The sequence below is a fragment of the Streptomyces sp. NBC_00669 genome (genome assembly GCF_036226785.1).
GTDB lineage: Bacteria > Actinomycetota > Actinomycetes > Streptomycetales > Streptomycetaceae > Actinacidiphila.
Genome location: NZ_CP109018.1, coordinates 5223953 through 5248697 on the forward strand (window position 1 = coordinate 5223953; position 24745 = coordinate 5248697).

At 72.0% G+C, this 24745-nt stretch carries 24 protein-coding genes and 1 tRNA gene; 16 read left to right on the top strand and 9 right to left on the bottom strand.

What is annotated here, in order from left to right:
- Nucleotides 1–156: 156 nt before the first annotated feature.
- The 4 genes from OG896_RS21905 to OG896_RS21920 all read left to right on the top strand — a co-directional run bounded on the left by OG896_RS21905 (nucleotide 157) and on the right by OG896_RS21920 (nucleotide 3600).
- Nucleotides 157–795 (top strand): hypothetical protein, encoded by a 639-nt coding sequence (locus tag OG896_RS21905; RefSeq protein ID WP_329367855.1) that lies wholly within the window; start codon nucleotides 157–159, stop codon nucleotides 793–795.
- 181 nt (nucleotides 796–976) lie between these two features.
- A complete protein-coding gene (locus OG896_RS21910) occupies nucleotides 977–3229 on the top strand; it encodes a DEAD/DEAH box helicase (protein ID WP_329367857.1) in 2253 nt (750 codons plus the stop codon).
- A 68-nt stretch (nucleotides 3230–3297) separates the two neighbouring features.
- Nucleotides 3298–3462, top strand: a complete 165-nt coding sequence (locus tag OG896_RS21915) for a hypothetical protein (protein ID WP_329367859.1) — start codon at nucleotides 3298–3300, stop codon at nucleotides 3460–3462.
- A gap of 65 nt (nucleotides 3463–3527) precedes the next feature.
- Nucleotides 3528–3600, top strand: a tRNA-Lys gene (locus tag OG896_RS21920).
- 449 nt (nucleotides 3601–4049) lie between these two features.
- Here the strand turns inward: OG896_RS21920 and OG896_RS21925 are convergent.
- Both OG896_RS21925 and OG896_RS21930 read right to left on the bottom strand, forming a co-directional pair.
- Nucleotides 4050–4439: a hypothetical protein gene (locus OG896_RS21925; RefSeq protein ID WP_329367861.1), complete on the bottom strand. Its 390-nt coding sequence runs from the start codon at nucleotides 4437–4439 to the stop codon at nucleotides 4050–4052.
- Nucleotides 4440–4539: 100 nt separating this feature from the next.
- On the bottom strand, nucleotides 4540–4836 hold the full coding sequence (locus OG896_RS21930) for a hypothetical protein (protein ID WP_329367863.1): 297 nt from the start codon (nucleotides 4834–4836) through the stop codon (nucleotides 4540–4542).
- 224 nt (nucleotides 4837–5060) lie between these two features.
- On the opposite strand from OG896_RS21930, the gene OG896_RS21935 reads away from it, so the two are divergent.
- From OG896_RS21935 to OG896_RS21945, 3 genes are read left to right on the top strand one after another with little or no spacing between them, the layout of a single operon-like run.
- Nucleotides 5061–5324: a hypothetical protein gene (locus OG896_RS21935; protein WP_329367865.1), complete on the top strand. Its 264-nt coding sequence runs from the start codon at nucleotides 5061–5063 to the stop codon at nucleotides 5322–5324.
- Nucleotides 5293–5823, top strand: coding sequence for a DUF6879 family protein (locus OG896_RS21940; protein ID WP_329367867.1), 531 nt, complete (start codon nucleotides 5293–5295; stop codon nucleotides 5821–5823). The genes OG896_RS21935 and OG896_RS21940 overlap by 32 nt, the downstream gene beginning before the upstream one ends.
- Nucleotides 5824–5837: 14 nt before the next feature.
- Nucleotides 5838–6695 (top strand): helix-turn-helix domain-containing protein, encoded by an 858-nt coding sequence (locus OG896_RS21945; protein ID WP_329367869.1) that lies wholly within the window; start codon nucleotides 5838–5840, stop codon nucleotides 6693–6695.
- 486 nt (nucleotides 6696–7181) lie between these two features.
- On the opposite strand, the gene OG896_RS21950 is transcribed toward OG896_RS21945, so the two are convergent.
- Both OG896_RS21950 and OG896_RS21955 read right to left on the bottom strand, forming a co-directional pair.
- Complete coding sequence (locus tag OG896_RS21950; protein ID WP_329367871.1) at nucleotides 7182–7673, bottom strand: DUF6907 domain-containing protein; 492 nt, start codon at nucleotides 7671–7673, stop codon at nucleotides 7182–7184.
- A gap of 42 nt (nucleotides 7674–7715) precedes the next feature.
- Nucleotides 7716–8303 (bottom strand): hypothetical protein, encoded by a 588-nt coding sequence (locus tag OG896_RS21955; protein ID WP_329367873.1) that lies wholly within the window; start codon nucleotides 8301–8303, stop codon nucleotides 7716–7718.
- Nucleotides 8304–8536: 233 nt separating this feature from the next.
- Here OG896_RS21955 and OG896_RS21960 point away from each other — a divergent pair, with 233 nt between their 5' ends.
- Both OG896_RS21960 and OG896_RS21965 read left to right on the top strand, forming a co-directional pair.
- Nucleotides 8537–9964 (top strand): helix-turn-helix domain-containing protein, encoded by a 1428-nt coding sequence (locus OG896_RS21960; protein WP_329367875.1) that lies wholly within the window; start codon nucleotides 8537–8539, stop codon nucleotides 9962–9964.
- A gap of 22 nt (nucleotides 9965–9986) precedes the next feature.
- Nucleotides 9987–10478: a hypothetical protein gene (locus OG896_RS21965; protein ID WP_329367876.1), complete on the top strand. Its 492-nt coding sequence runs from the start codon at nucleotides 9987–9989 to the stop codon at nucleotides 10476–10478.
- A gap of 20 nt (nucleotides 10479–10498) precedes the next feature.
- On the opposite strand, the gene cutA is transcribed toward OG896_RS21965, so the two are convergent.
- Nucleotides 10499–10831 (bottom strand): divalent-cation tolerance protein CutA, encoded by a 333-nt coding sequence (gene cutA / locus OG896_RS21970; RefSeq protein ID WP_329367878.1) that lies wholly within the window; start codon nucleotides 10829–10831, stop codon nucleotides 10499–10501.
- Nucleotides 10832–11115: 284 nt separating this feature from the next.
- On the opposite strand from cutA, the gene OG896_RS21975 reads away from it, so the two are divergent.
- From OG896_RS21975 to OG896_RS21985, 3 genes are all read left to right on the top strand, one after another.
- Nucleotides 11116–11670 (top strand): hypothetical protein, encoded by a 555-nt coding sequence (locus OG896_RS21975; protein ID WP_329367880.1) that lies wholly within the window; start codon nucleotides 11116–11118, stop codon nucleotides 11668–11670.
- 116 nt (nucleotides 11671–11786) lie between these two features.
- Nucleotides 11787–13121 (top strand): VWA domain-containing protein, encoded by a 1335-nt coding sequence (locus tag OG896_RS21980; protein ID WP_329367881.1) that lies wholly within the window; start codon nucleotides 11787–11789, stop codon nucleotides 13119–13121.
- 25 nt (nucleotides 13122–13146) lie between these two features.
- Nucleotides 13147–13704, top strand: coding sequence for an NUDIX hydrolase (locus OG896_RS21985; RefSeq protein WP_329367882.1), 558 nt, complete (start codon nucleotides 13147–13149; stop codon nucleotides 13702–13704).
- 227 nt (nucleotides 13705–13931) lie between these two features.
- Here OG896_RS21985 and OG896_RS21990 read toward each other — a convergent pair whose 3' ends face one another.
- The gene (locus OG896_RS21990) at nucleotides 13932–14129 is read right to left on the bottom strand and encodes an antitoxin (RefSeq protein WP_329367883.1); all 198 of its coding nucleotides are present in this window, start codon (nucleotides 14127–14129) and stop codon (nucleotides 13932–13934) included.
- A gap of 457 nt (nucleotides 14130–14586) precedes the next feature.
- Here OG896_RS21990 and OG896_RS21995 point away from each other — a divergent pair, with 457 nt between their 5' ends.
- Complete coding sequence (locus tag OG896_RS21995) at nucleotides 14587–16257, top strand: CehA/McbA family metallohydrolase (protein ID WP_329367885.1); 1671 nt, start codon at nucleotides 14587–14589, stop codon at nucleotides 16255–16257.
- A gap of 162 nt (nucleotides 16258–16419) precedes the next feature.
- On the opposite strand, the gene OG896_RS22000 is transcribed toward OG896_RS21995, so the two are convergent.
- Complete coding sequence (locus OG896_RS22000; protein WP_329367887.1) at nucleotides 16420–17235, bottom strand: hypothetical protein; 816 nt, start codon at nucleotides 17233–17235, stop codon at nucleotides 16420–16422.
- A gap of 112 nt (nucleotides 17236–17347) precedes the next feature.
- The gene (locus OG896_RS22005) at nucleotides 17348–17860 is read right to left on the bottom strand and encodes a SigE family RNA polymerase sigma factor (protein WP_329367889.1); all 513 of its coding nucleotides are present in this window, start codon (nucleotides 17858–17860) and stop codon (nucleotides 17348–17350) included.
- Nucleotides 17861–18144: 284 nt separating this feature from the next.
- Between OG896_RS22005 and OG896_RS22010 the strand changes: the two genes are divergently transcribed.
- The 3 genes from OG896_RS22010 (at nucleotide 18145) to OG896_RS22020 (ending at nucleotide 22134) form a co-directional block, all read left to right on the top strand.
- Nucleotides 18145–19260, top strand: coding sequence for an aromatic ring-hydroxylating dioxygenase subunit alpha (locus OG896_RS22010; RefSeq protein WP_329367891.1), 1116 nt, complete (start codon nucleotides 18145–18147; stop codon nucleotides 19258–19260).
- A gap of 94 nt (nucleotides 19261–19354) precedes the next feature.
- Nucleotides 19355–20266 carry a MurR/RpiR family transcriptional regulator gene (locus OG896_RS22015; RefSeq protein ID WP_328465557.1) on the top strand — a complete coding sequence of 304 codons (912 nt, stop codon included), beginning with the start codon at nucleotides 19355–19357 and terminating at the stop codon, nucleotides 20264–20266.
- Between the two features lie 425 nt (nucleotides 20267–20691).
- Entirely contained in the window at nucleotides 20692–22134 is a 1443-nt protein-coding gene (locus tag OG896_RS22020; protein WP_329367894.1) for a hypothetical protein, read from the top strand.
- Nucleotides 22135–22210: 76 nt separating this feature from the next.
- On the opposite strand, the gene OG896_RS22025 is transcribed toward OG896_RS22020, so the two are convergent.
- Complete coding sequence (locus OG896_RS22025) at nucleotides 22211–24598, bottom strand: protein kinase domain-containing protein (RefSeq protein WP_329367897.1); 2388 nt, start codon at nucleotides 24596–24598, stop codon at nucleotides 22211–22213.
- Nucleotides 24599–24745: the final 147 nt, after the last annotated feature.

The following is a 24745-nucleotide window of genomic DNA, read 5'->3' on the forward strand; positions in this document are numbered from 1 at the left end:
TCCTGGCGGCCCGGGCGGGCGCGGGCGTGTCCTGGCGGGCCGCGTCCGCGTTGGTCAGGGCGACACCCCCGGGCGCGCGCGGCGGAGCGAGAAGCTGCCGGCGCAGCCGCATGACGTGCGCGCGCCCCGGCTCCGACCCCCACCCGAGGTGCCGACGTGCTGCCAGTCCCCGCCGCCCCCACATCCCCCGCCCCACCGGCCGGGCCGGCCGAGCCCGCCTCCGATCCCGTACGCCCCCCGCGCCCGCCCCGTGCGGCGGTCCGCGCCGGCGTGCGCGCCGCCGCCCTGGTGACGCTCGTGGCCGCGGGCGTGGCCGCCTGCGTCAGCACGGGCGGCGAGTCGCCCGACTCGAAGGCGTCCACCCGGGCCCCGGTCGGCGCGGCGGGGGGCGCGGACGCCCGGTCCGGCGGCGGACCGTACGCGCCGCAGCGGGGCGGGGCGTACGCCGGGAAGTCGCCGCACTCCGGGCGGGACGGCGCGGCCTCGCCCGGCAGCAGCGCGACCCCGTCGGGCGGCGCGACGCGGGTGACCGGCGTCACGCCCGGTACCGGAAAGCCGCGGCCGACCGCCCAGGGCTCGCCGACCGCCGTACCGACCAGCGCCGCGCCCTCGGGCCGCCCGTCGGACCCCGCCCCGCCGAGCACCCCCGCGGCGCCCACCGGACCCGCCGACCCGACGGCGGGCGCGGGCGACGCCGCGGGTGCTGGCGGGGTCGGCGGGGCGGGCGATTCCGCCGGTGCCGACGCGGGCGCGGACGCCGTGAAACACCGCCCCGTACGTGCTTTCAACAGGTGATTCGCGAAAGTGACGCCTGATGCGTATGCTGGTAGATCGTTTGATCCCACCTGCCTGGCGCCTGATTGATACGCGCCCCGTGGCGCGTTCCTTTTCTCCTGTGGCTGACCGCATCGAGGCGGTTGTAAGCAACCTGCGGAGCTGGCGCGTGCCGTAAGTCTCCGAGAGGTTTAGCTTCAGCATGTCCAATGACAGTGCCGACCGTTCCACCCTGCCCGAGAACGCGGCTGACGCCGCCGTCACGGCAAGCACCACCGCGACCGTGACCACGGCCGTGACCGTCGCCGACGAGCCGGCCGAGATCGCGGAGTCCGCGGCGCCCGTGCGGTCCGCCGACGCCGTGCGGTCCACTGACGCCGTGGCGCCCACCGACGCCACCGAGGCCGACGAGCTCAGCGACGCCGCCGAGGCCGAAGAGCCCGCCGAGCCCACCGTCACCTTCGCCGACCTCGGCCTCCCCGAGGCCATCGTCCGCAAGCTCACCCAGAACCAGGTCGTCAGCCCCTTCCCGATCCAGGCCGCGACCATCCCGGACGCCCTGGCCGGCCAGGACATCCTCGGCCGCGGCCAGACCGGCTCCGGCAAGACCCTCGCCTTCGGCCTGCCACTGCTCACGCTGCTCTCCGGCGGCCGCACCGAGCGCAAGCACCCCCGCGGTGTGATCCTCACCCCGACCCGCGAGCTGGCGATGCAGGTCGCCGACGCCCTCCAGCCGTACGGCGACGTGCTCGGCCTGAAGATGAAGGTCGTCTGCGGCGGAACCTCCATGCAGAACCAGATCTACGCCCTCGAACGCGGCGTGGACGTGCTGGTCGCCACCCCCGGCCGGCTGCGCGACCTGATCAACCGGGGCGCCGCCTCGCTCGACCAGGTGCAGATCGCCGTCCTCGACGAGGCCGACCAGATGGCCGACATGGGCTTCCTGCCCGAGGTCACCGAGATCCTGGACCTGGTCCCGGCCGGCGGCCAGCGGCTGCTGTTCTCCGCCACCCTGGAGAACGAGATCGACACCCTCGTCCGCCGCTACCTGGTCGACCCGGTCACCCACGAAGTGGACGCCGCCCAGGGCGCGGTGACCACCATGAGCCACCACGTGCTCGTCGTGAAGCCGAAGGACAAGGCGCCGGTCACCGCGGCGATCGCCGCCCGCAAGGGCCGCACCATCATCTTCGTCCGCACCCAGATGGGCGCCGACCGCGTCGCCGAGCAGCTGATCGAGGCCGGCGTGCGCGCCGACGCGCTGCACGGCGGCATGACCCAGGGCGCGCGGACCCGCACCCTGGAGGACTTCAAGGGCGGGCACGTCAACGTGCTGGTCGCCACCGACGTCGCCGCCCGCGGCATCCACGTCGACGGCATCGACCTGGTGCTCAACGTCGACCCGGCCGGCGACCACAAGGACTACCTGCACCGCTCGGGCCGCACCGCCCGCGCCGGCCAGTCCGGCACGGTCGTCTCGCTGGCCCTGCCGCACCAGCGCAAGCAGATCTTCCGGCTGATGGAGGACGCGGGCGTCGACGCCTCGCGCCATGTCATCGGCGGCGCGGGCGTGTTCGACGACGACGTGGCCCGGATCACCGGCGCGCGCTCGCTCACCGACGTGCAGGCCGACGCGGTGCAGAACGCGGCCTCCCAGGCCGAGCGCGAAGTCGCCGAGCTGACCAAGCAGTTGGAGCGGGTGCAGCGCCGGGCGAACGAGCTGCGCGAGGAGGCGGACCGGCTCACCGCGCGTTCCGCCCGCGAGCGCGGCGAGGACCCGGAGGAGGCGGTGGCCGCGAAGGCCGCCGAACTCGCCGCGGAAGCCGCCGCCGCGGCCGCCGCGGCGGCCGTGCCCGAGCCGCGCGAGGAGCGGTCGTCGTACCAACGGCGCGACGACCGGGGGAACTTCGAGCGCCGCGACGACCGGCGGGACGACCGCCGCGACTCGCGTCCCTCGTACCGGAACGACCGCGACCGCCGGGACGACCGCGGCGGCGACCGTCGTGACGCGCGCCCCGCGTACAACCGCGACGACCGGCGGGACGACCGCCGCGACTCCCGCCCGTCCTCCTCGTCCTCGTCCTCGTCGTCCTACGGTGACCGGAACCGTCGCGACTCCCGTCCGTCGTACGGCGACCGGGACCGTCGTGACGCCCGCCCGGCGTACAACCGCGACGACCGCCGCGACTCCCGTCCGTCCTACGGCGACCGGGACCGTCGTGACGCCCGTCCCGCGTACAACCGCGACGACCGGCGCCCGTCCTACGAGCGGCGCGACGACCGGCCGTTCAACCGCGACCGCCGCGACTCCCGCCCGTCGTACGGCGACCGGGACCGCCGTCCGTCCTTCGGCGGCAGCGGCGAGCGCGACAGCCGCCCGTCGTCGTCGTACAGCCGCGACAACGCGCCGACGTCGTACGGTGACCGCAAGCCGCGGTGGAAGCGGAACGGCTGACCGCCGCTTCCGGTAATCCAGTTGGTCCGGGCCCGCCTTCGCCGAGCGCGTTCGCCTCTGTCCTGTCCATGGCTCTGGTCTCCCTCCTGACCAGCACCGTCCTGCTGCACTTCCACGGCGCCCTGCTCGGGGTCCACTTCGGTCGGATCGACACCGTCTTCACCGTCGCGGCCCTGCTCGTGACCGCCGCCGGCCTCTTCTCCCTCCTCACCCTCCACCCGCCCCCGGACTGACCTCCACCGACCCCCCGCGAATCCCTGCACCCCTCCCACCCCCCACCCCGTTATGCTGTCGGTGCGGGCCGCTAGCTCAATTGGCAGAGCAGTGGACTTTTAATCCATTGGTTGTGGGTTCGAGTCCCACGCGGCCTACCGCTGGACCCCAGGTCAGACCACAGGTCGCCTGGGGTCCTCGGTGTTTCGGGGGGCTGGGAGGAGGTCACGCCGCAAAGGGTCGGGGCTGGTCCGGACCCCCGGCGGTCAACCGTTGCTCAGGCGGGAACGGTTGCCGAGGACGGCAAGACCCGCGCCCGGCCGCCTTGGGGGGCCTGCCGGGCGCTGGTGGTCAGGGCTCCTGCTGCTGGTCGGAGATGTTCCTGATCTCCGCTGCGGCTGCCTCGCGTCGCCGGCGGCCTGTGCGAGTTGGGCGATATCGGCCATGTCGTTCGTCTGGCTCGGGCGCGGGGGTGGTGGGCATGCCCGTCTCCTCGGGTGTGGCTGGTGGTGGGTGGCCCCGGCGCGGCAGGGGTCGGCGCGTGCGCCGGGGCCGGTGGTCGCCCGTTTGATGTCGGGCGGCCGTGCCGCGGGACCAACCGCGGCAGCTATCGGGGCGGGACGGTCATGGCGGAGCGGGGCGGGCTGTGGCTGGTGCTGCTCGTCTGCCAGGTGTGGGCGCCGCGGTGTCGGACGTACAGGGCGCAGCCGTCCATCCGGTCCGGGCTCGTTTCGGGGCAGTCGGCGAGGACTCGGAGGTGCGGGTTGCCGTCTCGTCGCCAGACGGCCCACACGGCGTGCGTCGGGTCGATCTCGGCGACGAGTCCGTAGTGCGTGCCGGTCTTGTGGTGGAGGCAGCACTGCACGGCCTTGTCGACGGCGCTGGAGTCTGCGGTCATCCGCACGGCGGCGGCGAGCGTGCTCAGCGGCAGGAGCGTCGTCGAGCGGCACACGATCGGCGGGTGGGCGTGGTGGATTCCTGCGGGGGCGGTCGACATCGTCAGGACTCGGTCGGGTTGCGGGTGGGCGGGGTGGTGGGTTTGGGGTCGGTGGTGCAGCCGCCCTTACGGCAGCCGGGAACGCCACAGGACATGGTGATCACTCCTCGGTGGGTGGGGCGGCCGGTGCCGCCTCGATCTCGGTGCGCAGCGCGATCGTGAGGTCAAGTGAGGCGCCGGCGCGGTGGTACAGGGTGCTGACGAGCACGTGCAGGCGCCGCCTGCCCTCGCCGGAGACCTGCCCTTCGAGGGCCTGGCGGATCTCGGCGAGCGTGACGTCGAGCGGACGAGCGGCCAATTCGGCGCACGCCGCTTCCAGTGACCGCACCCGCGGGATACGCAGCTCCGCATCGAGCAGACGTCCGACGGCGGACCGCCGAACCGTGGACTGCCGCATGCTGCGCCCCTTGCTGGCGTGGCCACACCCCGGACCGGTCGCACGGTCGCGGGGCATTCTGCTGCCGACGGTAGGAGCGTCCTGTGCGTACACGAAAGCGATGTGCAGAAATGTGCGAGTAGCCCATCGACTTGGCGACCTTTGCTGCGATGCCCTCTTGACCCACACCCTGCAAGGGGTGACCGTGGTGCGCACAACTGCACGTCACTCAGCAGGAGGTCGCCATGTCGTTAGAATTCTTCGGGATCGATCCCGACACCGGGGCCAAGTCGAGCCCCACCGTGTGGGTTGACCAACAGAAGCGCGAATTCGTCTTCCAGGGCTGGAAGCCTGACGAGGACACGCTCGCCGAGGCGGCCGCCTTCGAGGTGCCGGGCCATGCCGTCGGCATCCCGGACCATGAGGCCGTCGTCCGTGTCCCCGCCAGGATGGTGCAGATGATCAGGGAGGCGTGCGATGCCCTCGACGGGCACCCCGACGTTCGATGAACTGATCGAGACCTGCACTCGCTCAGCGGTACACCTGGAGATGCGTGACGCCTACGGAGTCGCCGATGAGGCCGACGACTTCGCCCACTGGCAAGCGACCGGCGAACGGGACACGGACCCGGGATCGCCCTACTGGGGTCCATGGGTGGAATGGGTCAAACAGGCCGTCAGCCGAGGCGTGACCATGCGCCGAGCCCGCATCGTCAGCGAGCCCGTCTCCGACTACATCCGGTACGAGCACGCCGGCACCCTCGTCAACCTCGGCGCCGGCGAGCAGGTACGGTGGCTGCCGCGTCGGCAGGCGTCGGATGTCGCCCTGCCCGGCAACGACTTCTGGCTGTTCGACAATGAGTGGGTCCACTGGAACCACTTCAACGGTGACGGTGGCTGGACGGGAGAGGAAATCACCAACCACCCGGCCACCGCCAAACTCTGCGCCAACGCCTTCGAGACAATCTGGGAACGAGCCGTCCCGCACAACCAGTACAACATCAAGTAACCCCCAGGTCGCCAATGCCCGATTCCCCGTCTTCGTCCGCCCAAGCAGCGCGCGAGGCCGTGGCCCGGCGCCTTCGCACCATGCGCAAGAGCGCCGGGCTCACGGTGACTGAACTCGCCGACCGGTGCGGCTGGCACCACGCCAAAACCAGCAGGATCGAAAACGGCCACACCGCCCCCAACGCCACCGACATACGGCGCTGGGCGGCAGCCTGCGGTCAGCCCCAAGACGCAGACGATCTCATCGCCCAGTCCCTCAACGCCGAGTCGATGTATCGGGAGTGGCGTGAACAGATTCGGGCCGGGCTGCGCCAGCTTCAGGAAAGCGTCATCGACCTGTACCAGCAGACCGAGCTGTTCCGGGTCTACTCCACAACCATGGTGCCCGGCCTGCTTCAGACCGAGGGATACGCGGCCGCCCTCCTGTCGGCCATCGCTGACTTCCGGCAAATCCCCGTCAACGACGGGCCCGAGGCGGCGACAGCTCGCGTCGAACGGTCCCGGATCATTCATCAGGCAGGGCACCGGTTCGTCATTCTGATCGAGGAAGCGGCTCTCCGGTATCAGCTCGGCGACGGTGACGCCATGGCCGCCCAGCTCGGCCACCTGCTTGCCGCAGGCGCCCTACCCGCCGTCTCCCTCGGCGTCATCCCCGCCGCGACGCCGGATCGCCGCATGTGGCCACAGGAGACCTTCCACGTCTACGACGACCGGATGGTGTCGGTCGAACTGCTGTCGGCCGAGGTGACAATTACGCAGCCCAGCGAAGTGGCGCAGTACGTTGCCGCGTTCGAGCGACTGCGGACCATGGCGGTGTACGGGGCGGAGGCCCGGGCGTTGATCGTGCGAGCCATCGACGCCCTGACGTGTTGAGGCCCCGTCGCGCTGTTGACGGGGCCGGTCCATCGCACCGCCCAAGTGGAGGGACTCCCACCGTAGGCGCGGCCACCGATAGCGGCAGACCCCGAGAATGCGCGTCACCCGGACGACAATGCTCGGGTCCTGAACGCACGAAGGCCCCCGCCCGGCGCGAGGCCGGGACATCGGCGGCGGTGGGCATGCTTTCCTCCTCCGGACTGGTCGGGGTGCTGGTCTTGTCGGCCCACGCCTTGAGCGCGGCCGTCGAGGCGAAGGCGGCGACGTTGCGGTCCAGGCCGCCCGCGTTTGAGTGCTGGGGCATCACCCAGGCGTGCTCCACCCGCGAAAGGACGACGAGGGGGCAGTCGCGGGCGTCGGCGATCTTGGCGATGTGTGCGGCCAGGGCGCGTTGGGTCAGTCCAGCCTTCTCCGCACCCAGGTGGCGGCCTCGGGTTCGTGGTGGAGCCGGCGGGGCCGGGTGTGTCGCCTGGGCACCGCACGTCAGCGTTCCGAGGGGTGGGGTCCAGCGGCAGCGCGAGGGAGCGTGCCGTGGAGTTGCCAGTCGCGGCGGGCCTGGATGAGGGCGGGTCGTACCTGGTGGTCGAGGAGGTCCGCGTGGGCTCGGAAGGTCGTGGCGAGTTCGGTGATGTCGTCGGGGCCCAGGGCTTCGAGGCGGTAATCGTCGACGAGGTGGAAGTTGAAGACAGGGATGCGCAGGTCGGGCTCGGTCGCGTAAGGGTCGCAGTCGATGCTGCCGCGGAAGACCGTGACGCTCTGGCCGTCGGCGTGACACGGATCGGGGGTGCGCAGCGGGAGGGTGTGGCCGTGGATCTCCTGATGGTGGTTGATGTCGCTGAGGGCGATGCCGAGGCGGTCGACGGGGAGTTGGTGCTCGCTGGGGTCGTCGGTGGCCCAGGGCGGGAGGTGGCCGCTGATGCTGAAGCCGGTGTCCGTGGTGATGGTCCAGGTACGGGGCTGATCCGTGGCGGGCATGCAGGCTCCTCGGGCGGGGTGTCGGGTCGGGTGGAACAGCCGTCAGGCATTCGGGTCGTTGAGGTCGATCGGGGTGAAGTCGGCCAGGTGCGTGATCAGTTGGTGGGCGCGGACCCATGGCAGGCGTGCGTCGCTGAAGGCGATGGGGCCGGAGTCCGCGAGCTTGGGGCCGGTGCGGGTGGGGACGTAGTGGACGCCGTTGACGCCGCTGGGGGTGAACGTCCGGACGCGGACGGCGGTGTGGCTCTCGCGCAGGTGGGGGCAGGCGCGAGTGGAGCGTTGGGCGCAGGGGCGGCAGACCGGCGGGTGGGCGGTGTCCTCCTCGCCGGGGAGGAGTTCCTCGGCGCGGGCGTCGATGGGCCAGAGCACGCCGTCGGGGGTGCGGTCGGCCGGCCCTCCGCAGATCTGGCAGCGCAGCCCGGCCATCGCGAGGCGTTGCCGCAGGCTGTGGACCGCCCCGAACTGCGGTTCCCCACGCCCGGGTTGGGACGGCGTACGCGCCCACAGCACGCCACGCTGGTCCCGGTCGTACGCCCGCTCGTCGGCGTACCGGATGCCCCGCCCGTCCCGCCGCGCCACGACGGGCATCGGCCCGTCCCGCTCCCCGCTCCACAGGGTCACGTACGGCACGGCAATAGAAGGCACGGTCGGTGGAGCCGGTTGCGTCGTGCGGCCGGAGTGGCTCTGCGTACTTGTACTCGATGCCGTCATCAACAGGGTCGCCGCTCTCTCGATGTGTGGAAGTTGAAGTTCTTCCAGCGTCGGCCCGGTCGTGATCCGAGAGAAGTACCGGCGGGTGTTACCGCCTCGGTAATACGCTGGGTACGTTCGGTCACGGCCGCGGAGAATCGCCAGGAGTTCCCATGCCCGCTCTTCAGATCCCGCAGGAGATCGTGACCAGGGCTGATGTGCGTCGCGCGCTCGCTGAGCACGACTTCGCGGACGCCTTCCGGATCATCAAGCAGTACGCCGGGTTCTCACAGAACCGGATCGCGATTGCCTGCGGTCTGACGCCCGGCAAGGTGTCCACCATCATGTCCGGCAGCACGCAGGTCACTTCGTACGACGTACTCGTGCGCATCGCCGACGGGCTGGGCATTCCCGGCGGCTACGTCGGCCTTGCCCCGCGTCCGTGGGAAGGCGAGGTCGTACCCCCACCCGACACGGCGGAGGTGCCGGTACACATGGATTCCCCTTGGCAGACTGACGTGACCGTGGAACTCGCGGGCCAGCTCACCAGCGCGGACCTCGCGATGAACAGGCGCACGCTGGCACGCGCTCTCGCCGCCACCACCGTGTCGGGCGCGCATCTGCTAGACAGCCTGGAGGGCTGGATGCACCCGGGTGAAGGTGGCCGGCGACGCACCCGCCCGGGGCGACTGGGCCTGGGGGATGTTGAGCAACTGGAGGAGTCTGCCAAGGCATTCCGTACGTGGGACCACCGCTACGGTGGGGGCCTGCGCCGCCGAGCCGTCCTCGGACAGCTCTCTGAAGTGGCTGCCACGCTGGAGGAACACCAGGCTCCCGTGGTCGAGGAACGCCTCCACCGCGTGCTCGCGTATCTGGCTGGTACGGCAGCCACCATGGCATGGGACAGCGGCCTCCAACGACGAGCACAGGACTACTACCGTCTGTCGCTACGGGCCGCACATGCGGGTGGGGATCGGTTGTGGGGGGCCAACGTGCTGGCAGGCATGGCCCGGCAGATGCTCTACAACGGTCGACCGCACGACGCCCTCGAATTGGTCCGCCTCGCGCAGGAGGGATCGCGTGGTGTCGCCGGGCCACGGGTACGGGCCATGCTGCGCACCCGGGAAGCCTGGGCCATGGCCGCGCTCGGACGTACTACGGCGTTCGAGAGAGCGACGGAGCTCGCCCGGCAGGACCTTGCCGACGCGTCTGCCGACGAACCGTACTGGATCGGCTACTTCGACGACGCCGAACTCACCGGGACTACTGGAGGGAGGCTCCTGGAACTGGCCCGCCAGAACCCGCGGCTCCATGCGGCACAGGCAGGTGAGCAGATCCGCGCGGCCCTCGCACGGCGCGGCCCAGAGGCAGGCCGCAGCCATGTACTCGATCGTCTGGGACTCGCTGAAGCGTACTTCCTCTGCGGTGACCTTGTATCCGGGTGCGCTCAGACGCACGCCGCCTTGGACGCGGGTGAGCAGATGCACTCCGCCCGCGTGAGAGAAGGCATGGCCCACCTTTATTCCTATACGGTCGGCCACGGGGCCTCGCCTACGGTTCGAGAGGCCCGCTCGCGGCTTCGCGAGCACCTTGCTGACTGAACTCCGAGAGGGAGCTGACCCGTTGACCGTCCTCGCCGTCACCGGCCATATGGATCTCACCGGCACCTCTGTGGGTTTGGTGCGAGAGGCGCTGCGCGAGGTGGTGACGCGGTATCGCGCCACCGAACTCGTCGGTGTCTCGTGCCTGGCAGCGGGTTCCGACACCCTCTTCGCGGAAGAAGTCCTCGCCGCCGGCGGTGAGTTGGTCGCGGTTGTTCCGTCCCGGGACTACCGGGCGGCAAAGGTGAAGCCCGGCCATGCTCCCGCGTTCGACCGGCTGGTGCAGGCCGCTGCCGAAGTGGTCGTCGCGCCCTTCGCCACGGCCGGGCGGGAAGCGTACGAAGCGGCGAACCGTGTTCTCCTGGAACGCGCGGACCGCTTGGTCGCCGTATGGAACGGCCGGCCGCCGGGCGGCAAGGGCGGCGGCACCGCCGACGTGGTCCTGCAAGCGCGGGCGGAAGGCGTCCCGGTGGACGTCGTGTGGCCGCCGGGAGCCGAGCGCGCAGGGGTGTAGGCCCCCTGCACGGTCGGTGCCTACGGGTTCCGGCTCGGCGCGGTGCTGTCCTCCACCCATCGCAGGTACGGGGGCGAACCCGCGGTGATCGGTATGGCGACGACTTCCGGCTTGTCCCAGGGATGGTGTTCCACCAGGTGTTCTTCGAGGGCGGGATACCGCTCGGAGGACGTCTTGAGCAGTAGTTGCCACTCCTCCCCGGTCCCGAACTCCCCGAGGTGCCAGAACACCGACGTCACCGGCCCGACCACCTGCGCCCCCGCGGCGAGCCGAGCCCGTACGACGGACTCCGCCAACTTAACTGCCTGCTCCCGCGTCTCGGTGGCGGTGGACACCTGCACGAAGTCGGTCACGCGACGAGCCTATCCACCGCCGGAGTCCTGGAGTCCTGTCGCAGCAAGTCCGGCATACTCCTCCTGCGTGAGAGATGCGTGAGCGGATGCGCCGGCACCCGACACCCGTCGCCGAACGAGTGGCTGCCTGTCGCCGTCTGACCCGCGGGTTCCGGACGGTGGCCCGCCGTCCTCCACCGCCCGGCATACCCTGGCCAGGACTTCTTCTTGGCGCGGCCCACGGCGTCCGGGTGGGGCGCTGCTGCCGCGGGTTTGTCCGACGGGGAGCATGGCAGGGGGAGAGCGTGAGCCGACCGCTACTGTTCCTCGACGTTGACGGGCCCCTCAACCCTTACGCGGCCCAGGCGGAGAGGCGTCCCGCCGGGTACACCACCCTCAGGGTGCCCCGAGAGGACCTGGCCGCCGTGGCACGCCTGGGGCTCCCGGCTTCTCGGCAGCCCCTCAGGGTGTGGCTCAACCCGGAGCACGGGAGCGACTTGCTCCGGCTCGGCTACGAGATGTGCTGGGCCACCACGTGGATGGGCGATGCCAACCGGTGGATCGCCCCGGTGCTCGGTCTCCCCGAACTCCCCTTCGTGGACTTCGGTGACGCCTTGCTCCGGGAGCGTCCCGACGGAGTCCACTGGAAGACGGCTGCCGTGGTGGACTACGCCGAGGGCCGCCCTTTCGCGTGGGTGGACGACGAGCAGAGCGAGCTGGACCAGGCGTACGTGACGGCTCACCACCACGCGCCCGGCCTCCTCCACCACGTCAACCCCCGGATCGGCCTGCGCGAGGACGACTTCCGAACGCTCGACGACTTCGCCCGTTCGCTGGGTCCGCCACGAGCCACCGGCTGAGTCCAGTGCGGGACGGGTCGGTTCGAGGGTTGGCGCTCGGTGGGGTGATGGCGTCGATACGGTGTGTGTCCGCGGGGCGTGGGCGTGACGCGTGCATGAGGGGATGTTCGACGCGTATGGAAGCAGAATCTCTGAGCAAGGGCGGGAACGCGGCGCTGGAGACGCAGGCCGTGGCGTTACAGGTGGCGACGCGGGAGACGCCCGTGGACGTTTCGGCGTTGCTGCTCGGGCCGAACGGCAAGGTGCGGAGCGACGACGACCTGGTTTTCTACCACCACCCGGCGCAGAGCGGGGTAAGCCTCGCGGGCGAGACCGTCACCGTCGACCTGCCGCGAATCCCCGCGGATGTCGCGACCGTGGTGGTGGTCGCGAGTGTGGACCCGTCGTCGCCGGGGACGGTGTTCACCGCCGCGCCGGTCCTCACCGCCGAGCAGGGGGACGGCACCCGACTGACGTTCGCTCCACCGGACTTCGCGGCAGGGGAGACCGTCGTCGTACTCGCCGAGCTCTATCGGCGGTCAGGGGGCTGGAAGTTGCGGGCCGTGGGTCAGGGGTACGCCACCGGGTTGGCCGGTCTGGCCACGGACTACGGCATTGATGTGGACCCCGAACCGCAAGTGGCCGTACCGCAGTCACCCGACCCGAGAGCGTCTTCTGCGGCCACGTCGAGCGGCGCTTCGTCGAAGGGCGGTTCGCCGAACGGCGGTTCGTCGAAGGGCGGTTCGCCGGAGGGCAGTTCGCCGAGCGGGGATTCGCTGAGCGGAGATTCGCCGGGCGCGGGTTCGGCGAACCTGCCGAAAGTCGAGACGCGGGCCCCGGCTCTGCTGCCCACCACACGCCAGGCGAGCGAGGCGCTGGCCCGCTCCGGAGTAGCCGACAGACGTGCGGCGGTCTATCTCATCCTTGATCACGACTGGGCCATGGCGGAACTGTACGAGTCGTTCGCGGTCCAGGCGTTCGCCGAGCGGGTCCTTGCCATGGCGGTCAACCTCGACGACGACGGCACGGTGCCGGTGATCTTCTCCAGCGGGAACGAACCGTTCATGGCGGAGATCCGGCTCGACAACTACCGGGGCCGGATCGGGCAGTTGCACACGCAGGTCGACTGGGGCTGGGGCAACGTCGGCGCAGCCATGCGTGCTGCGGTCAACCACTACCAGGAGTCCGGCGCCACGGACCCCGCGTTCGTCATCGTCCAGGTCGGCGACGATCCCTGGGACAAGTCGGAGTTCCGTGCCCTGCTCCAAAACACCGCGGGCTTGGGCGTGTTCTGGCTGTTCGTGGGCTTCGGGCGCGGAAAGCTGGCGTTCTACAAGAATCTCCACGCCTCGACGTCCGCCGGGTTCACCAACGTCTCCTTCTACGAGGCCGGCAGGAACCCTGGAGCCGTACCGGGGGAGAAGTTCTACGCCGACCTGGTGGAAGCGTTCGGCACGTGGATCAGCCGGTAGGAGCCGTCACCGAAGGAGGAGCCGCATGACCATCACGGCACGGCACGTGCGCGACACGCTCACCGTCTACCTGGAGAAGCACCCTGAGGACGAAGAGGCCCTCGCGGGGCTGAACGACGTCCTGGACGAGGCCGGGGACGGGATCACCTCGCGTAAGGAGTTCCGCGGTCACGTCACCGCCGGCGCCGTCCTGCTCCGCCCCGACGGCCGGGTCCTCACCATCGAGCACCGCGCACTCCACCGCTGGCTCCTGCCCGGCGGCCACCTGGAGCCCGAGGACGACACGCTCATGCTGGCGGCACTCCGAGAGCTCACGGAGGAGACCGGAATCGGCGCGGACGACGTGACCGCCCAGTCGCCGGTGCCACTCCACATCGACGCCCACCCGATCCCCGCCAACCCCTCGAAGGGCGAACCGGACCACCGGCACTTCGACTTCCGCTTCCTGTTCACCACGACCGTCGATGACGTCGTGCTCCAGGAGGAAGAGGTGACGGGAGCGTCCTGGCAGTCCGCCGACACGCTCCCCGGCGACATCCTGCGCGCCCGCGTCACGGCCGCCGCGTCCGCCGCGTCCGCGTGACTCCAGGGCCCCGCCCGCTCGCGCGGCCGGGGCTCGACTCGGTGTCCAGGGCGCGGCCGGTACGGGCGCCGGGTGACGGGGAGCCCGGACGTGTCCGAGGTGGCTGCTCGGACACGTCCGGAGCGGTGTCCGCTCAGCCGGAGGGCGGGAGGACCACGCGACGCCCTCAGCTTCCGCAGCTTCCGCGGCTTCCGCCGGTGTCGCCCGCCCGGACCCGGACTACCGGACTACTGGTGCGGCGGGTTGTCGTCCTTCCTGTCGGTCCCTCCCAGCTGATCGTTGAGCTTGTCCTGGGCGGTGTCGACCTGGCTCTGGTACTTGCCCTGGGTCTTGTCGTCGACGAAGTCCCCGGCCTTGTCGATGCCCTGGCCGGCCTGGTCCTCGTGGCCCTTCAGCATCTGCTTGAGCTTGTCCAGCATGGACATGGGCGACTCTCTCCGTTGGTTCCGTTGGTTCCGTTGATTCGGTCGGTTCGGTTGGTTCCGTCGGCATCGGGATCTCCGACGGCCGTGCATCGCTCCGCCACCCGGTCGGACGGCGGAGCCAGTCCAGCCAACGCCCTGATCGGGCAGGGCCCCCTCGATTGGGCAGGGCGTGGGCGGGGCGCGGGCAGGGCGCGGCAGCCGGTGGCAGCAGCCGGGAGCGTCGCTCGGCCGTACGAGCGTCGCCCTTCACCCACCGCCGGGACGGAGGGAGGCCGATGGGGAGCGGACCTGCGGGAACACCGACATCGCCGGCTGGTCCGACGCTCACCTTCCACGGGCTCTTGACGGTCAGGCCATGCCCAGTCCACCCACCGTTCCCCGGCGGCGAAAAGAGTCGCGGTGGGTCCCTCCGCCGAGGGCTTCCACGTAGCAGCCATCGAATTCGTGAGGACAACCCATGTGCCTTGACGGGCATTGCGAGCACAACGTCGACCCCCTCGTCCCCGGGACCGCGGATGGCGCGGGCGCCGCGGATGCCGATGCCTCGGCCGCTCGGCTCGGACGGCGCCGCGTGCTGGCCGCCGGGATCGCCGGCGCCGCCGCCATCACCCTGGCCCCGGTCTCGTTCGCGCAGGCGGCCGACGCCGACGCCGCGGCGGGCACCTCGGCCGGCGGTACGCCCCCGGCCGGCAGCCAGGAGACCCGCGTCGTCACCGGTTTCCTGGAGACCGGTGTCGCCGACTTCGTCTACCTCCCGGTGGAGATCCCCCGCGGCGTCCAGCGGATCGACGTGTCGTACGCGTACGACAAGCCGACCGTCCCCTCGGGCGTGCCGGCCAACTCCTGCGACATCGGCATCTTCGACGAGCGCGGGATCGAGCTCGGCGGGCGCGGCTTCCGCGGCTGGTCCGGCGGGTTCCGCACGGAGTTCACGATCAGCAACAGCGACGCCACACCGGGGTACCTGCCCGGTCCGGTCGGCCGCGGCACCTGGAACATCGTGCTCGGCCCCTACCAGGTGGCGCCGCAGGGCCTGAACTACAAGGTCCAGATCACCCTCACCTACGGTGCCCCGGGCCCCGCCTTCAAGACGAACTACCCGCCGCAGCGCGCCAAGGGCCGCGGCCGGGACTGGTACCGCGGCGACTGCCACCTGCACACCGTCTACTCCGACGGCAAGCACCTGCCGGTGGACGTCTCCGACGGCGCCCGGGCCGCGGGCCTGGACTTCATCGTCTCCACCGACCACAACACCTCGTCCTCGCACGCGGTGTGGGGGGAGTACGCCGGCCCCGACCTGCTGATCATGACCGGCGAGGAGGTCACCACCCGCAACGGGCACTGGCTGGCCCTCGGCCTGCCGGCCGGCGACTGGATCGACTGGCGCTACCGCTCGCGCGACGACGCGTTCGCCCGCTTCTCCCGCCAGGTGCACCGCGCCGGCGGACTGGTGGTGCCCGCGCACATGTACTGCGCGTACATCGCCAGCCAGTGGAAGTTCGGCTTCGACGACGCCGACGCCACCGAGGTGTGGACCGGCCCGTGGACGTACGACGACGAGCACGCGGTCAGCACGTGGGACCAGAAGCTGGGCGAGGCGGTGCGCACCGGCACCCGCTGGCTGCCCGCGATGGGCAACAGCGACGCGCACAGCGACCCCAACGTGATCGGCCTGCCGCACAACGTGGTCCACGCCGACGACCTGGCCACCGACTCGGTGCTGGCCGGCATCCGCGCGGGTCACAGCTGGATCGCGGAGTCCTCCGCCGTCAAGCTGACCTTCACCGCGAGCGGCAACGGCAAGCAGGCGGGCATCGGGGAGAAGCTGAGCGTTCCCGCCGACGCGCCCGTGGACGTCCGGCTGGACGTCGAGGGGGTGCCGGGCGGCACGGTCCGGTTCGTCACCGACGAGGGGCAGATGCACCAGGAGTCGCTGAACGCCGCGGGCACCGGCACGGTGGTGTGGCGGACGACCGCCTCACTCGCCGCGTACGTCCGCGCCGAGGTCCGCCACCCGATGGCCGACGGCACCCCGGGCCAGGGCAACACCATGGGCGACGCGCTCCTGTTCGGCCCGATGGCAGCGCTGACCAACCCCGTCTTCCTGGTGGCGAAGGGCCACCACTGAGCGGCCGCGGCCGCACTCCCGCCGGCCTCGGGACGCGTCGTACGCCGCCGGCGGACACCGGTGGGAGGGCCCGCCGCCTGTCTGGGCGGCGGGCCCTCGCGCACCGGGCCGTTCGATGGCGGCGCACCGGGCCGCTCGGCGGCGGCGCGGCCGGGCCGTGGGCTACTTCGTCCCGGGCGGAACGGCAGCGATCACCTTGGCCCAGACAGGGGCGGTGGCGATCGCGGCGAGCCGGCTCGTGCTCAGCGGCGGTGCGGGCCGGCTGACGGGAGAGTCCTTCTCGGCCGGGGCGTTCCACTCGGTGACCGAGACCAGCGCGCCGTCCTTGCGATGGAACTCGGCCATCCACTCCCTGGTGTCGGCCCGGTGGTCGGGGTACTCGTAGCCCTTCCACACGGTGAGCGTGCCGCCGGGGACCGTGGTCTGGCGGCAGTAGTCGTGCGCGGCTCGGGCCGCCCCGCAGTCCGCGGGCGCGCCACTTCGCGCCTGGACGACGACGCTGATCTCGGCCGGGCCGTGGCCGTCGTCGAAGACCACCTGGGCGTACGGCGCGGTGTCGTCGGTGCCGCGGCCGTCCCGGCCGGAGATCTTGCCGTGCGGCAGCAGCGAGACCAGGAGGTTCTCCACTTGCCGCGCGGTGAACGACTGCGGGGCCCGCGTGGCCGCGGTCAGTTGCGCGTCGCTGGGGAACCTCGGGGCGGCGACCCCGGTCCCGTTCGCCGCGGCGTGGCCGGTGCCGTTGCCGGAGGTGGCCGCGAGCAGGCCGCCGCCTCCGGCGAGGGCCAGCACGGCCACGCCCGCGGTGACCGCGGCGGTGCGGCGGCGGCGCAGCGAGCGGCCGCGGGCGTGGCCGGCCGCCGTCAGGGCGTGGCGGTCGGCGGGCGCCAGGCCGTCGGCGATGTGGTGGAGGGCGTCCGCGAAGGCCGCGGCCTCAGCGGAGTCGGGAGTGTCGGGGGTGTCGTCGGCAGGAACGGGCATGGCGGATCACGGTCTCCTTCGGAGAGGTCGGGAACTGGCGGGTCGTGCGGTCAGGTGGGTCAGGTGGGTGAGGCGGCTCCGCCGCGCGAAGGGGAGCCGCCGGCGGAGTGGTTCAGCCGGTGGTGAGGTCGGCGTGACTGTCGCCGAGGTGGCGGCGGAGCTGGGCGAGCGCGCGGGTGGAGCGCGTCCGCACCGCGCCGGCGCTCGCCTGCAGAACCGTGGCGGTCTCCTCGACGCTGCGGTCCTCCCAGTAGCGCAGGATGAGCACGGCCCGGTCCTTGGGCCCCAGCGCGGCCAGCGCCGCCAGCAGGACCACCCGGAGCGCGGCGTCGCCCCCGGCGTCCACGGAGACGCGATCGGGCAGCTCCGCGGCCGGACGTTCCCGGTTGCTCCGCCGCCGCTGGTGGCTGAGGAACAAGCGCACCAACGTGGTCTGGGCGTAGCCGGCCGGATTGTCGACCTCGCTCATCCGGTTCCACGCGACGTACAGGCGCCCCAACGTCTCCTGGACCAGATCCTCGGCGAGGTGCGTGTCGCCGCCGGTGAGCAGGCACGCGGATCGGAACAGGTGACCTGTCCGGGCCGCGGCGAACTCCTGATAGGCCCGTATCGCTGCAGCGCGCATTCCGATTGGCTCCTCCCGTCGGCCACACTTCAATGACGCGATGGGGGCGCGGGTACGTTACAAAGCGCTTCCCGCAGCACCTGACGGAGGGCGCCGGCAGCCGGGGCGGAGGGGCCGAGCGGGCGGCCGCACCGGCGGAGGGGGAGGGCGGCGCGGGTCCGGCCGTACGGAGGTCGAGGGACCTGCGGCGTTCGTCGAGCGGTCGTCGCGGACGGCAGATTTGACCAACTCAATACCCGACGCTGGGCGGAACGGGACCGGAGCCGCCGGGTACGTTCGATCATATGACGCTGCCGAAGGCGAAGCCCCCGTTGCGCAAATACCGCGATGTGGCCCCTGAGGGCGACGTCCCCACCACGCGGACCACCGGCATCGACCCGGACTTCTGGTACCCCCTGGCCCGGTCCCGGGACCTGAAGCCGGGCAAGACGCTGGCGGTGAAGTTCGCGGGGACGGAACTCGTGCTGGTGCGGCCGCAGAAGGGCGCGCCGTACGCCCTGGAGGACCGCTGCGCCCATCGCCAGGTGCCGTTGAGCATGGGCGTGGTGAAGGACGAGCAGTTGCAGTGCGGTTACCACTGCTGGGCGTACGACCGGACCGGCGCGTGCGTGAGCATCCCGTACCTGGACCGGAAGCGGACGCTGCCCAACGGCGTGCGCGCGTACGCCTGCCGGGAGGAGCACGGCTTCGTGTTCGTCTTCCCCGGCAACCAGGAGCTGGCCGAGGTCACTCCGGTGCCGGAGCTGCCCTACCACGGCGACCGCCGTTACAAGACACGGGTGTTGGACCGGGACATCGCCTGCCACTACTCGTTCATGCACGAGAACCTGATGGACATGAACCACCAGTTCCTGCACCGCAGCCTGATGGGCCGGATTCGGGCGAAGCTGCTGGACGTGCGCGAGGGCGAGGACTGGCTGGAGGCGGACTACTCCTTCTCCCGCACCTCGGGCAAGCAGTCGCTGGGCGAGCGGCTGATCATCGGCAGCGGCAACGACGACAAGTACGCCGACCTGATGACGATACGCACCGGCTACCCGTACCAGACGCTGCGCTACTGGACCGACGGCAAGCGCGAGGAGCCCCCGGCGCTCGACCTGTGGAACGCGTATGTGCCCACCGACCGGGCCCAGCACCACAACCACACCTTCGGCCTGATCATGGTGCAGAAGCCGCCGATCCCCGGCGTGATCCACCTGCTGTGGCCGGTCATCACGCTGTTCACGGAGGGCATCTTCGGCCAGGACCGGGTCATCGTCGAGGCCGAGCAGCGCGCCTACGAGACCCAGGGCGCCGACCTCAACAACGAGGTCTTCCCGATCATCCAGTCGCTGAAGGCCCTGCTCGCCCGCCGTGGCGTGCCGATCGCGCCGGAGGACCTGCGAGCGGATTCTGAATGATCCAATCCGCACGGGCGATGTGATTTGAATGGCGTAATCGCATGACATCATGGGCTTCCGAACGGCCGGCAGGCGTGAGCGATCGGGGAGCCGTATGGATGCCAAGGGCTTCGGCCACGGGGGCGCACGCGCGGACGTCACGGCGCTGATCCGGGCCGAGTTGCCGCACCTGACGGGCTCGTTGCGGAAGGTGGCGGAGCTGGTGCTCGCCGATCCCGCCTCCGTGATCGGCTGTTCGGCGGCCGAGTTGGGGCGGCGCACGGGCACCTCCCAGCCGACGGTGACGCGGTTCTGCCGTGCGGTGGGCCTGGATTCCTACCAGCACCTGCTGATCGAGCTGGCCCGGGAGGGCGCCCGCGGCGACGAGTCCACCTGGGGCACGTCGGAGATCGGGCCGGACATCTCCCCGGACGACGACCTGCGGCGGGTGGTCACCGTCGTCGGCCAGGCCGATCTCGGCGCGGTGCAGCGCACGTTGGACACCATCGACCTCGCGGCGGTGGAGCGCGCGGCCCAGGCGATCGCGCGGGCCCGGCGGATCGACGTGTACGGCGTCGGCGGCAGCGGCGCGGTGGCGGTGGAGACCGAACTGCGGCTGTTCGGGATCGGATGCGCGGTGCGCGGGTGGAACGAGGTGCACGCCGCCAAGACGTCGGCGGCCCTGCTCACCCCGGCCGATGTCGCGATCGGCATCTCCCACTCAGGGTCCACCCGGGAGACCATCGAGCCGTTCGAACTCGCCCGGGAGCGCGGCGCCACCACGGTGGCGATCACCGCCGACCCCAGGTCGCCGCTGGCGCGGGCGGCGGAGGTCCGGCTGATCTCCACGACCGCGGAGACCTCCTTCCGCGCCGGCAGCATCGGCGCCCGGCACTCGGTGCTGGTGCTGATCGACTGCCTGTACGTGCGGGTGGCGCAGTTGTCGTACGGCCGGGCGAGCGCGTCCATGGCGCTCACCGGGCACATCGCGGGGCAGCACGTGGTGAAGGGGCGGCGCGGGCGCTGAACTTCGCGGCGGGTGCCGAACGCTGCCGTGGGGCGCCGGACTCCGCCGTGGGCGCCGAACCCGGCCGGGGGTGCCGAACGTTGCCGTGGGGCGCCGAACTCCGCCGTGGGCGCCGAACCCGGCCGGGGGTGCCGATCGCTGCCGTGGGTGTCGAACTCCGGGCCGGGCGCTGAACCCCGCGCCGTGGAACTCTGCATGGTTCATTCATCAAGTGCGCGCACAATGGTTGATTGAACCATCATGGTCTGCCAGCATGTGTGCGTCCCGATACGGTCGCCGGCGGCCGTCGAACCGATGCGGGCGGGTCCGGGACTGTTCCCGGGCGCCCCGCCGGAGCCCCCACCCGCCGAACTCCGCACGCCGGCGCACCGATCGGACCTGAAGCCCCCCTCCTCGTTCACGCGTTCCAACGATCGGAGTAGGCCATGCCAGAGCAGAACCCCTCCATCTCCGGTACTTCGCAGCCGATGCACCGCCGAACGCTGCTGCAGGCCGCGGGCCTTGGCGCCGGCGTGCTCGCCGCGAGCGGGATGGCCGCCGGCCGGGCGGCGGCCGACCCGTCGGCGGGTAACTCGCCGGCGGGCAACTCGGCTTCCGCCACGACGAGTTCGGCCGCCGCCGAACAGGCCGCCGCGAGCAGCGCTGATCTTCCGCTCACCGGCGGGCCGGACTTCCCGATCGGGCTGTTCTGGCCGCCGCACCCGTACGAGACCACGCTCGACCGCTACCAGGAGATCAGCGACGCCGGGTTCACCTTCCTGATCACCGGCAACTACCAGTTCGACCCGCAAAGCGGCGGCTACGCCCTGCAGATGGCCGACCAGGTCGGCCTGAAGGTGCTGATAGCCGGCGACCCGCGGGTCCAGGCGATCGCGCAGTACATGGCGGTCACCGACGACCGGAGCGTGCCGTCCTCCCTCACCACCGCCGACGCGACCTCATGGGTCCAGTCCGCACTGGGCAGTTACGCGAGCCACTCCTCGCTCGCGGGGTTCAACGTCTTCGACGAGCCCGCCCAGTCCAGGTTCCCCACGGTCGGGGCGCTCACCGGCATCGTGCGCAAGGTCGCGCCGGGCCTGCTGCCGTACTCCAACCTGGTGCCGGGCAACGGCCCGGGCTACGCGGCCTTCGTGCAGGCGTACATCGACACGGTCCAGCCGCCGCTGATCTCGTTCGACCGCTACCCGATCCTCGCCGACGGCATCGACCTCAACTACTTCGACAACTGGGCGATCTACCGCGAGGCGTCCCTGAAGTCCGGTCTTCCGGCCTGGACCTACATCCAGTCGGTGGGCTTCAACAACCACCGGGTGCCCACCGCCTCGCAGTTGGCCTGGCAGACCAACATCAGCCTGGCGTACGGCTGCAAGGGCATCCAGTACTTCACCTACTGGACCCCCGACCCGGCCCGCGGCGAGGGCTTCACCAAGGCGCTGATCACCCCCGACGGCAAGCAGACCCCGCTGTACGGCGCGGCCCGGAAGCTGAACCGCAACTGGCTCCAGCCGGTCGGCCGCCAACTCAAGCCGCTCGTCTCGGAGTCGGTCCAGCACGCCAACGACACCCCGCTGCCGCCCAGCGCGGTGGCCTTCGCCCCTGGCGACCACCTGACGTCGGCCACCGGGGACGCCGCCGTCATCGGGCTGTTCAGGAACCCGCAGGACGACGGCACCCGCTACCTGCTGGTCACCAACCGCAACCCCGACGCCGCCGCCTCGGTGCGCCTCGGCATCAACCGGACGAACGTCGGGGGCGTGGCGGACTTCGTGCCGGCCACCGGCCGGTACAGCGGCGCCGCCCGCCGGGGCACGCTGCACGTTCAGTTGAAGGCGGGGGCCGCCGCGCTCTACCGCTTGTCGCCGGCCTGAGCCGGCGGAGCCGAGGCCACGACGGCCCGCCCGCACACGGTGTGCGGGCGGGCCGTCGGTTCAGCGGGCCGTCGGCTCAACGGCAGACGACGGCAAAGGAGTTGTTGCCGGAGCCGGCCGCGGGACTGGTGGAGACGGTGATGCCGACGTACGGGCGGTCGGGGTCCTTGGCGACGTCCGAGAGCTTGACGGTGTAGGCGAATCCCGTTGCCCCCTTGGGGAATTGCGCGGTCTGCGGAGAGACCAGATCGACCGCTCCCCGCGGTGTGCCCGTGGCGCTGCGCCACCAGGTGGCCCGCACGGTGCCCGCGCTGCCGTCGTAGCGGACGCGGATCGTGGCGTTCGCCGTGTCCGTACGACCGCCGGCGTCGCACTGGACACCCGTGATGGCGACGGAGGCGACGTGCGGTGCGTGCGGCTTCGGCGGAGGGGCCGCGTGGGTGGCCGGCGGGTGGCTCGGCGAGGTGGGCGTGGTGGCCGCGGTCGTCGGCGGGGTGGACGGGGCGGCGGGCGCCGAAGTGGGCGTCGAGGGAGGGGTGCTGGCCGTGGGCGAGGCGGTGGTGGCGTCCGCCGAGGGCGAGGTGGTGGTGGGCGGCGGCGTCGTGGCGGAGGAACGCGGGACCGTGGCGGCCGGCGTCGTGTCCGCGGCGGCGGCGTCGTGCTTGCCGCCGATCACCACGGCGGTGGCGGTGATGGCACCCGCGACGATCACCGCGGCCACCGCGATGAGGAGCGCCTTGGTGCGGCGGCCGAGGCGGCGGTCGTCGCCGTCGTCGGTGCCGCGGTCGGGGGCCTCGGTACGGCCGATGCCCAGGCCGCCGATGCCCGCGCCGGTGGCGGTGCCTGCGGTGCCGGCGGCGTCGGGGTGCGCCGGGCCGCCGGTCGGGATCGGCGCGGGGGCGGGGAGCGGTAGGGGTACGGCTCCCTGCGCCGGCTCCGCCGCCTCCACGGCTTTCACCTGGGATGTCAACGCGCCCACCAGCGAGGCGAGTTCCTGCCTGCCCCGCTCCTCCCACGCCTCGCCGTAGGCCGCCACGGCGACCGCTTCGAGTTCGACCGCGAAGTCGATGGCGCTCTGCGGGCGTTCGGCCGGGTCGGTGGCCAACCCCCTGGCGAGCAGGGGCTGTACGGGCGCGGCCGGGACGTCGGCTTCGGGGTCGGCGCCGGACGCGTGCGGGGGCTCGCCGGTGAGACATGCGCGGCAGGCGGCCGTTGCCGTGTGGAGGTCGGCCGCGACGTCGACGGGCGCGACGTCAACGGGCTCGCCGGGCGTACCGGGTGCCGCGCTGGGCGTGCCGCCGAGGTCGCCGAGGTCGACGAGGGACGGGGTGCCCGCGGCGGTGACGAGCAGGTGCGCGGGGTCGCAGGCGGCGCCGCCCGCGATTCCGGCCTCGTGGGCGGCGGACAGCCCGAGCAGCGTGCCCTTGAGGACGGTCAGCGCCGCCTCGGGGGTGGTCGCGCCGTTCTCCCTCAGGAGGGCGGCCAGGACGGCGCCCTCGACCGGCTCGCGGACGATCGCGGCGTGCGGGCCGTCCTCGACGTACGCGTACAGCCGCGCGACGTAAGGCGATTCGAGCGTGCCGAGGCGCTCGGCCTCGGCACGCAGAGTGGCGCGGAAGGACTGGTCCTCGGCGAGAGCCGGTGCCAGGTAGGTGATCGCGACCGGGACGCCGTCGGCCTCGCGGGTGGCCCGCACCACCTCGCTGGAAGGGCCGGCGCCGGGCACCGACTCGTGGGCGTAGCCCGGCACTTGCCAGGGGGCTGCCGTGGGGGCGTCCACGACGGGGGCGTCCACGGGGACGGGCGGCTGCGCGGGCGGCTGTGCGGTGGTGGCCGCCTCGGGGGCGGCGACGGGAGCATCGGGCGCCGCGTCGGACTTCGGGGCGGGTGTGGACCGCGGCGAGGCGGTGGCCTTCGCGCCCTTGGTCGCGCCCGCCGCTGCCGTCTTCTTCGCCGGGGCCGACTTCCTTGCCCGCGCCGCGGGTTGGACCGGTGGCGTCGCCCGGGCGGGCGCCGACTTGCGTCCCCGCGCGGCGGGTTGGACCGGTGGCGTCGCCCGGGCGGGCGCCGACTTGCGTCCCCGCGCGGCGGGTTGGGCCGGCGCCGCCTTCGTACCCGATGCACCCGCGTCGGCGGGAGCCGTCCGCGACTCCGCGCCGGCCGGTGCGGAGTCGCCGTCCGCCACTTCGCCTGCGGGGTCGGCCGGTTCGGGAGATGCGGTGCCGTCGGAAGGCGCGCTCGGCGCCGCCGGTGCGCCCTTCGCGGCAGCCGGTTCGGCCGGGGGCTTCCCGGGGGCCTTCCTCGCCGCCGGCTTCGGGGCGGCCTTCCGGGCGGGACGGCGTGCCCCGGCGGGCTTCTGCGGTCCGGGGCCTGCCCCGGCCGGCTGCTGCGGTCCGGCCGGTTCGCCGGCCCCGCCGGGTATGCCCGTACCCGCGTCCGCGCCCGTGTCCTCGTGGTTGTCCACCTGAAACCGCCCCTCGCGCTGCCCCTTGTGGAGGAGTTGCCGCTCGCAACCCCTCGACGCCCTGATCCGTCATCGGATTCCGCCGGCAGCCGGGCCGATCTGCCGGGGCTCACGGCACCCGTGCGGGCGCATCTCCCGCGAGAGAGG

Coding starts and splice junctions, on each gene's coding strand:
- OG896_RS21910 (WP_329367857.1), top strand. CDS start 977: ATGTCCAATGACAGTGCCGACCGTTCCACCCTGCCCGAGAACGCGGCT.
- OG896_RS21915 (WP_329367859.1), top strand. CDS start 3,298: ATGGCTCTGGTCTCCCTCCTGACCAGCACCGTCCTGCTGCACTTCCAC.
- OG896_RS21925 (WP_329367861.1), bottom strand. CDS start 4,439: ATGTCGACCGCCCCCGCAGGAATCCACCACGCCCACCCGCCGATCGTG.
- OG896_RS21930 (WP_329367863.1), bottom strand. CDS start 4,836: ATGCGGCAGTCCACGGTTCGGCGGTCCGCCGTCGGACGTCTGCTCGAT.
- OG896_RS21935 (WP_329367865.1), top strand. CDS start 5,061: ATGTCGTTAGAATTCTTCGGGATCGATCCCGACACCGGGGCCAAGTCG.
- OG896_RS21940 (WP_329367867.1), top strand. CDS start 5,293: ATGCCCTCGACGGGCACCCCGACGTTCGATGAACTGATCGAGACCTGC.
- OG896_RS21945 (WP_329367869.1), top strand. CDS start 5,838: ATGCCCGATTCCCCGTCTTCGTCCGCCCAAGCAGCGCGCGAGGCCGTG.
- OG896_RS21950 (WP_329367871.1), bottom strand. CDS start 7,673: ATGCCCGCCACGGATCAGCCCCGTACCTGGACCATCACCACGGACACC.
- OG896_RS21960 (WP_329367875.1), top strand. CDS start 8,537: ATGCCCGCTCTTCAGATCCCGCAGGAGATCGTGACCAGGGCTGATGTG.
- OG896_RS21980 (WP_329367881.1), top strand. CDS start 11,787: ATGGAAGCAGAATCTCTGAGCAAGGGCGGGAACGCGGCGCTGGAGACG.
- OG896_RS21985 (WP_329367882.1), top strand. CDS start 13,147: ATGACCATCACGGCACGGCACGTGCGCGACACGCTCACCGTCTACCTG.
- OG896_RS21990 (WP_329367883.1), bottom strand. CDS start 14,129: ATGTCCATGCTGGACAAGCTCAAGCAGATGCTGAAGGGCCACGAGGAC.
- OG896_RS21995 (WP_329367885.1), top strand. CDS start 14,587: ATGTGCCTTGACGGGCATTGCGAGCACAACGTCGACCCCCTCGTCCCC.
- OG896_RS22000 (WP_329367887.1), bottom strand. CDS start 17,235: ATGCCCGTTCCTGCCGACGACACCCCCGACACTCCCGACTCCGCTGAG.
- OG896_RS22005 (WP_329367889.1), bottom strand. CDS start 17,860: ATGCGCGCTGCAGCGATACGGGCCTATCAGGAGTTCGCCGCGGCCCGG.
- OG896_RS22010 (WP_329367891.1), top strand. CDS start 18,145: ATGACGCTGCCGAAGGCGAAGCCCCCGTTGCGCAAATACCGCGATGTG.
- OG896_RS22015 (WP_328465557.1), top strand. CDS start 19,355: ATGGATGCCAAGGGCTTCGGCCACGGGGGCGCACGCGCGGACGTCACG.
- OG896_RS22020 (WP_329367894.1), top strand. CDS start 20,692: ATGCCAGAGCAGAACCCCTCCATCTCCGGTACTTCGCAGCCGATGCAC.